The organism is Nodosilinea sp. LEGE 07298 (assembly GCF_015207265.1).
Classification (GTDB): Bacteria; Cyanobacteriota; Cyanobacteriia; order Phormidesmidales; family Phormidesmidaceae; genus Nodosilinea.
Genome location: NZ_JADEXE010000333.1, coordinates 1 through 6,892, shown reverse-complemented (window position 1 = coordinate 6,892; position 6,892 = coordinate 1). Strand labels below are relative to the sequence as shown.

At 58.4% G+C, this 6,892-nt stretch carries 7 protein-coding genes and 1 pseudogene; 6 read left to right on the top strand and 2 right to left on the bottom strand.

The window, feature by feature from the left end; genetic code table 11:
- The 5 genes from IQ273_RS28490 to IQ273_RS28470 form a co-directional block, all read left to right on the top strand.
- Window positions 1-756 (top strand): S41 family peptidase (locus tag IQ273_RS28490; RefSeq protein ID WP_194026491.1); only part of this gene is annotated, 756 nt, incomplete at its 5' end.
- Entirely contained in the window at window positions 753-1,061 is a 309-nt protein-coding gene (locus IQ273_RS28485) for an urease subunit beta (protein WP_194026490.1), read from the top strand. The genes IQ273_RS28490 and IQ273_RS28485, both read left to right, overlap by 4 nt.
- 85 nt (window positions 1,062-1,146) lie before the next feature.
- Window positions 1,147-1,446: a DUF2281 domain-containing protein gene (locus IQ273_RS28480; protein ID WP_194026489.1), complete on the top strand. Its 300-nt coding sequence runs from the start codon at window positions 1,147-1,149 to the stop codon at window positions 1,444-1,446.
- Complete coding sequence (locus IQ273_RS28475) at window positions 1,433-1,786, top strand: type II toxin-antitoxin system PemK/MazF family toxin (protein WP_194026488.1); 354 nt, start codon at window positions 1,433-1,435, stop codon at window positions 1,784-1,786. Before IQ273_RS28480 ends, IQ273_RS28475 begins: the two co-directional genes overlap by 14 nt.
- A gap of 75 nt (window positions 1,787-1,861) precedes the next feature.
- Window positions 1,862-3,250 carry an alkaline phosphatase family protein gene (locus IQ273_RS28470; protein ID WP_194026487.1) on the top strand — a complete coding sequence of 463 codons (1,389 nt, stop codon included), beginning with the start codon at window positions 1,862-1,864 and terminating at the stop codon, window positions 3,248-3,250.
- Window positions 3,251-3,335: 85 nt separating this feature from the next.
- Here IQ273_RS28470 and IQ273_RS28465 read toward each other — a convergent pair whose 3' ends face one another.
- Both IQ273_RS28465 and IQ273_RS28460 read right to left on the bottom strand, forming a co-directional pair.
- Complete coding sequence (locus IQ273_RS28465; protein ID WP_194026486.1) at window positions 3,336-3,716, bottom strand: hypothetical protein; 381 nt, start codon at window positions 3,714-3,716, stop codon at window positions 3,336-3,338.
- Window positions 3,717-3,768: 52 nt separating this feature from the next.
- Entirely contained in the window at window positions 3,769-6,570 is a 2,802-nt protein-coding gene (locus IQ273_RS28460; protein WP_194026485.1) for a cation-translocating P-type ATPase, read from the bottom strand.
- An 82-nt stretch (window positions 6,571-6,652) separates the two neighbouring features.
- Here IQ273_RS28460 and IQ273_RS28455 point away from each other — a divergent pair.
- Window positions 6,653-6,892, top strand: a pseudogene (locus IQ273_RS28455) (hypothetical protein); the annotation flags it as partial.

Sequence of the window (6,892 nt, the reverse complement as noted above, 5' to 3'; positions counted from 1 at the left end):
GACCTGGAGCGCCAGTACCAGGCCAGCCGCCGCCGCAACTTCGACCTCAACAAAGTAGAGCGGCTGGCAGGCAATGTGGGCTACATTCAGCTGTTTAGCTTTGAGCCGCCGGAGTTTGCGGGAGAATCGCTAGCCGCCGCCATGACCCTGATCGCCCACACCGAGGCGCTGATTTTTGACCTGCGCCACAACCAGGGCGGCTCTCCGGCCACGGTGGCGCTGCTTTGTAGCTACCTGTTTCCGGCCCACCCACCGATTCATCTCAACGACCTGTACTGGAGCGAAACCGACGAAACCCATCAGTGGTGGACGGTGCCCTACGTGCCGGGGCAGCGCTATCTCGACAAGCCCGTCTTTGCTCTCACCAGCCCCGAGACCTTTTCGGCAGCAGAGGAATTTGCCTACAACCTGCAAGTGCTGAAGCGCGGGGCGGTGGTGGGCGAAACCACACGCGGTGGGGCTAACCCTGGGCGCGGCTTTCGCCTGCACGACCATTTTTGGGTGTTTATGCCCACGGGTCAGGCGATCAACCCCGTCACCGGCAAAAACTGGGATGGTACGGGGGTAATGCCCAACGTCAAGGTACCGGCGGAAACTGCCCTCGACACGGCCCACCTGATGGCCCTCAACCACCTGCTAGAGGTCGGGGCCGAGGGCATCGCCCGACGCGAGCTAGAGGAAGCCCTGCCGCGAGTCGAGCGATCGCTCCAGCAGGCGCGCCAAGATCTAATTGCCAACCTAGGAGGCCCCCGATGATTCCCGGAGAACTGCTGCCCGCCGAGGGCGAGATCGAGCTCAATGCAGGCAAAGAGACGGTAACGCTGGCGGTGGCCAATACGGGCGATCGCCCCATCCAAGTCGGCTCCCACTTTCACTTTTTTGAGGTGAATGCGGCCCTCAGCTTCGATCGCGACTCGGCTCGCGGCATGCGGCTTGATATCCCCGCCGGTACCGCCGTGCGCTTTGAGCCGGGCGACGATCGCGACGTCACCCTGGTACCGCTGGCCGGAGAGCGGCGCGTGTATGGCTTTAACGCCCAGGTCGAAGGGGCGCTGGAGTAGATACACTCTCTAGGTACTCTTCTCGACGACACCTCCACCCAGGGAACTGTTTTAAACTAAAGACACCTACGTCGAGATATCTGCGATGCAAAGCATAGACAGCCTCGAGCAAACTCTCCTCGGCCACTTGCGCCAGCTTCCCCCCGAAAAGCAGCAAGAAGTGCTCGACTTTGCCGAATTTCTGCGGCAAAAAATTCTCCTGCCGCCAACCCCGGCAACGAAGCCATCCCTCCAAGAGCTAGCCAGCCTGCCCCTATCTCAACGCCATCGGGTATTGGCCCCCTTTATCGCCGATACTGCCGAAGACTTCAAAACCGATTCTGCACTCTCCGAGTTTTCAGCGCTGGACAGCGAAGACTGGGAGTTTCCCGATGACGAGCCCTAGTCGTGGGGAGATCTGGCTGGTAGACCTTGACTCTACCCGTGGCCAAGAAATTCAGAAAACCCGCCCTGTCCTCGTAGTCAGTACCAATCTCTTTGCCCCCATTCCCCTTCGCATTATCATCCCTATTACCACCTGGCAAGACAAATTTGACAGCTGCCCATTTATGGTGAAACTCCCTGCCACCGCCACCAATAGACTCAATCGAGATTCTGCCGCCAATGTGTTGCAAATTCGTAGCCTCTCTACCCAGCGCTTTGCCAAATATCTCGGCAAGCTAGAACCAAATTTGATTGCCGAAATCCTCGCTGGACTAGTTATCTGTGTCGATTATGAGTGTTGACTCAGAGGCGTTGGGCTTTGTGGACTGTAAGCCAGGACGTGGACAATAACGTTAGCCGATTTCTTGAGCCTTCCCATGCCCACCCCTCGCCTGCTGATCATCGGCCTCGACTGTATGGCCCCCGACCTGGTGTTTGACCAGTGGCGGCAAGATTTACCCAACCTGTCGCGGCTGATGGCGGCGGGCAGCTACGGCAGGTTGGAGAGCAGCATTCCCGCCATTACGGTACCTGCCTGGAGCTGCATGATGACTGGGCGCGACCCCGGTGAGCTGGGGATTTATGGGTTTCGGAATCGGCGCGATCGCGACTACCACTCCATGAGTATCTCCGACGGGCGAGCGGTCAAATTTCCTCGCCTGTGGGATATTTTGGGGGAAGCCGGGTGGACGGTGGCCGCCCTCAGCGTACCGGGCACCTCGCCGCCCTACCCGGTCAACGGCTCGCTGGTCTCCTGCTTTCTCACCCCCAGCCCCGAGGTGCCCTTCACCCATCCGCCCGAGCTAGACGAGCAGATCACAGTCTGGATGCCCGACTTCATGCTGGATGTGCCCAACTTTCGCTCCGACGAAAAAGAGCGCATTCTGGAAAACCTCTACAGTCTCTGTGACCAGCGCTTTACCCTAGCCGAAAAGTTGATCGGGCGCGATCGCCCCGACTTCTGCATGCTGGTAGATATGGGCGTAGACCGCATTCACCACGCCTTCTGGAAACCCATGGATCCGCGCCATCCCCAGTACGAAGCGGGTTCCCCGTTTGCCACCGCCATCCACGACTACTACGTGCATGTGGACAAGCGGGTGGGAGAGCTGCTGGAGGTCTGTGACGCCGATACCACCGTGCTGGTGGTGTCTGATCACGGGGCGCAGCCATTGATGGGCGGCATTTGCATCAACGAGTGGCTGATCGCCAACGGTTACCTAACGCTGAAGGAAGCCCCCGCCGAGGTATTGCCCCTGGATAAAGTAGAGGTAGATTGGGAGAACACTCAGGTCTGGGGAGCCGGGGGCTACTACGCCCGCATTTTTCTGAATGTGAAGGGGCGCGAACCCCAGGGCAGCGTGGCGATGGCCAACTACGAAGCCCTGCGCGATGAGCTGTCGATGAAGATCTCACAACTTACGGATCCGGACGGCAACCCGCTGCCGGTAAAGGCGTTTAAGCCCCAGGAGATTTATCAAAAAGTGCGCGGTCGTGCGCCAGATTTAATTGTGTATTTTGACGATTTGGCCTGGCGATCGGTAGGCAGTGTGGGCATTAACAGCCTCTACACCGTCGAAAACGACACTGGCCCCGACGATGCTAACCACGCTCCCCTGGGCCTGATGATTTTCTACGACCCCAAAGAACCCAAGGATGGGCAGGTGCTGGAGGGCGCACAGCTCTATGACTTAGTGCCTACTTTGCTGCACCGCTACGGCATTGAGGCTCCACTAGGGCTGCGAGGTAAGATTTTGCCAGTTTGAAGCAGAGTCGATCTTAAAATCAAATTGCCTTAGACGGTGTTGACAATCAAGCTTCAAAAAATACCGTTTTCCCTAAAAGTAGTGATTATACTGCATCAAATTCCAGGTCAAAACTACCGCCCTGTATCTCAACTTCTCCAAAGTTTCCATACACTCGAATCACTGCTTCTTCCTGGTTCAAGGCATCGATATTGTCGTAGTCAATTGTATTGTCAGGGTCTACAGTTGGCCTTACATCGCCCATTGCATGTAGTCCAGTGATCTTCTCGCAACCTCGAAATATAAGCCTGGCAGTTCTATAGCAAGTGTATTCATTTGGTTTCGGTGTTGTGTAAAACTGGGATTCAGGCCATACACTCACATCTAGCTCAAAAACTAACTGTGTCGGCTCTAGTTTCCAGCTCAAAACACAGGAATCGTTAAGATCTATGCCACGAAACACCTCTATATTGCGCCATTGAATCATAGCGGGGATTTGGTAATGCTGTAGTTATGGGCAAGTGATTGAGAAAATAGTTCTAGTCCCTCACAATTTTGCCTCGGAGGCGGCGGTAGATCTTTTCGAACTCTACCCAGACAAATAGCAGGGTGCTAAAGCCGAAGCAGATCAGCAGTTCAAAGGAGCTGAGCATGTGAGTGCCAAAGAAATTGCGCAGCGGCTCGACGTAGATCAGCATGAGCTGGAGTACGCAGGTTAACAGCACAGCGGCGAGCACAAAGGGGTTTGACCAGGGCGACATTTCTATCGTCAGCCGGGTACTGGAGCGCACGGCGATCGCATGGCCCATCTGAGCCAGACAGAGAGTGGTAAATACCATCGTCTTCCAGCGATCGGGGTCACCACCCTGCTGCGACCAGTTGTAAGCCCATACCATCATCGTCACCGAAATAATGGCAAATACAACCCCAATGCGCAGCATGTAGGCCCCCAACCCGCGAGCAAAAATGCTTTCTTGGGGGTCGTGGGGCGATCGCTCCATCACGTCGGGTTCAGCCGGTTCTACCGCCAGGGCCAGGGCCGGAAAGCCATCGGTCACCAGGTTCATCCACAAAATTTGTAACGGCGTCAGGGGCACATCTAAAATCGGCAAAATCAGCGGCGACAGGGCAATGGTGAGCAGCTCACCAATGTTGGAGCCGAGGATGTACTTTACAAAGCGGCGAATGTTGGTGTAAACCACTCGGCCCTCTTCGGTGGCGGCGACGATGGTGGCAAAGTTGTCGTCGAGCAGCACCATGTCGCTGGCCTCTTTGCTGACGTCGGTGCCGGTAATGCCCATGGCAATACCAATTTCGGCCTGCTTGAGGGCGGGGGCATCGTTGACGCCGTCGCCGGTCATGGCCACAATCTGGTGATCTTTTTGCAGGGCTTTGACAATGCGCAGCTTATGCTCAGGCGACACCCGAGCGTAGATATTGACATCCCTCACCGCCGCCTCTAGCTCGGCCTGCGACATCTTCTCTAGATCGGCCCCGCTGAGCGATTGGGCCTCGCGGTCGGCAATGCCCAGATCCTGCGCGATCGCCATCGCGGTGAGCTGGTGATCGCCGGTAATCATCATTGGGCGAATGCCAGCGCTTCGGCAGCGCTCCACCGCCACGCGCACCTCCGGGCGCAAGGCATCGATCATGCCGACGAGCCCCAGCCACACCAGGTCTTGCTCGGCTCGATCGGCCTCGCCTTCGGCGGGTACTGCCTCCAGGGGACGGTAGGCAAAGCCCAGCACCCGCAGCCCTTGGGCCGCCATATCGGCATTGTCGGATAGAATCTGCGATCGCGCCTGCTCACCCAGCGGCACCCCCTCTGCCCCCCTCAGGTGGCTGGTGCAGCACTCCAGCAGCATCTCCGGCGACCCCTTGGCCAGCATCAGGTAGGGAGCCTGAACCACGTTCCCAGGCAGGTTGAGGTCAGACCTCAATGCCTCGACACCGCTGAGCACCACGCTCATGCGCTTGCGCTCTGAGGAGAACGGAAACTCTACCATCCGTCGCAATTCATGGCCCAGGCGGTGACGATCTAGACCACTTTTAGCCGCCATCACCACCAGCGCCCCCTCGGTAGGGTCGCCCATAATCGCCCAGTCGCCCGCTTCCTTTTGCAGCACGGAGTCGTTGCACAGCAGACCATCTAGCAGCAGTAGCCCAATGTCGGCACTCTGTCGGGGGTCTACCAGCTGGCCCTCGCTCACAAAATCGCCCTCGGGGGCATAGCCATCCCCGGTAATCTGTAGCGTCTCGCTCAGGGTACGCACCTGCTGCACCACCATTTTGTTTTGGGTCAGGGTGCCGGTTTTGTCGGAGCAAATAGTGGTAACTGAGCCCAGGGTTTCGACTGCAGGCAGGCGGCGAATCAGGGCGTGGCGTCGCACCATGCGCTGGGTGCCGATGGCCAGGGTAACGGTGATCACAGCTGGCAAACCCTCGGGCACCACAGCCACGGCCATACTCAAAGCCACCTCCAGCAGGCGCTCAAAGGACTCCCAGCCAGCAAAAGTCACGCCCCCAACTACCACAATCGCCACCAGCGTCAGCGATCCGGTGACCAGCACGTTGCCCAGCTGGGTCATGCGCTGCTGTAGCGGGGTGGGCTCAGTTTCGACCCCCTGCAGCATGGCGGCAATGCGGCCCAGCTCGGTCTTCATGCCAGTATTGGTAATCAGCACGCGACCCCGACCCTGTACCACCTCGGTGCCCTGAAAGACCAAATTTTTGCGCTCAGCCAGAGCGGTCTCGTCGGCCAAGGTATAGTTGGCCTGTTTGTTGACGCCCTGGGCTTCGCCGGTCAGGGCCGACTCGCGCAGCTGCAGGTTAACCGCCTCCAGCAGACGACCGTCGGCGGCCACCTGATCGCCTGCCTCCAGCAGCATGATGTCGCCAGGTACCAGGTCTTGGGAGGGCACCTCCTGCAAACGACCGTCGCGCTGCACCAGCACGCTGGGCGACGCCATTTGCTTGAGGGCAGCCAGGGCTTTCTCGGCCCGGCTCTCCTGCAGGTAGCCGAGCACACCGTTGAGAATGACGATCGCAAAAATGGCGATCGCATCCTTGGGAAATTCTTGATTTCTAAAGGACAGCACCCCCGATACCACCGCCACGGCGATCAGCATCAGCAGCATAATGTTTGTGAACTGGTCGAGCAGAATCCGCCAGGCCGGGCGACCGCCGGTTTCCTCTAGCTCGTTAGGGCCGTACTGGCTGCGGCGCTCAACCACCGCTTGGGCACTAAGGCCTGTGTCAGCATGGCTATCCAGCTGGCTCAGCGCTGCGTCGGTGCCAACTGTATGCCAGGCGGTCGCAGGAGGAGGAGAAAGGTCAGTCATACAACGCTACCGGCTACCGTTGGATCTACGCTCTAATGGTATAGCTTTGGTCGGAGCTACGGTAACAGGCAGGGGTGGGATTTTGGCACGGCAAACCGCTGGAATACAACGGTTAACGGTCTTGGGGTTAACGGCCCTGGGGCAGATTGGGGCTGGTACGGCTAAACGCCTCATTTGGCGCTGGGCGCTGCTGCTTTGGCTGCCACTGCTGCTCAGCGGCTGCCTGCGCTACGACCTCACCCTGCGCTTTGATCACCACACCCACGGCCAAATCGTGCAGACCATCGATCTGGGCGATCGCGCGGCTGCCCTGGCCCAGCCC

Bases quoted from the DNA above. Each gene is read 5' to 3' on its own strand.
- IQ273_RS28485 (WP_194026490.1), top strand. From the start codon at position 753: ATGATTCCCGGAGAACTGCTGCCCGCCGAGGGCGAGATCGAGCTCAAT.
- IQ273_RS28480 (WP_194026489.1), top strand. From the start codon at position 1,147: ATGCAAAGCATAGACAGCCTCGAGCAAACTCTCCTCGGCCACTTGCGC.
- IQ273_RS28475 (WP_194026488.1), top strand. From the start codon at position 1,433: ATGACGAGCCCTAGTCGTGGGGAGATCTGGCTGGTAGACCTTGACTCT.
- IQ273_RS28470 (WP_194026487.1), top strand. From the start codon at position 1,862: ATGCCCACCCCTCGCCTGCTGATCATCGGCCTCGACTGTATGGCCCCC.
- IQ273_RS28465 (WP_194026486.1), bottom strand. From the start codon at position 3,716: ATGATTCAATGGCGCAATATAGAGGTGTTTCGTGGCATAGATCTTAAC.
- IQ273_RS28460 (WP_194026485.1), bottom strand. From the start codon at position 6,570: ATGACTGACCTTTCTCCTCCTCCTGCGACCGCCTGGCATACAGTTGGC.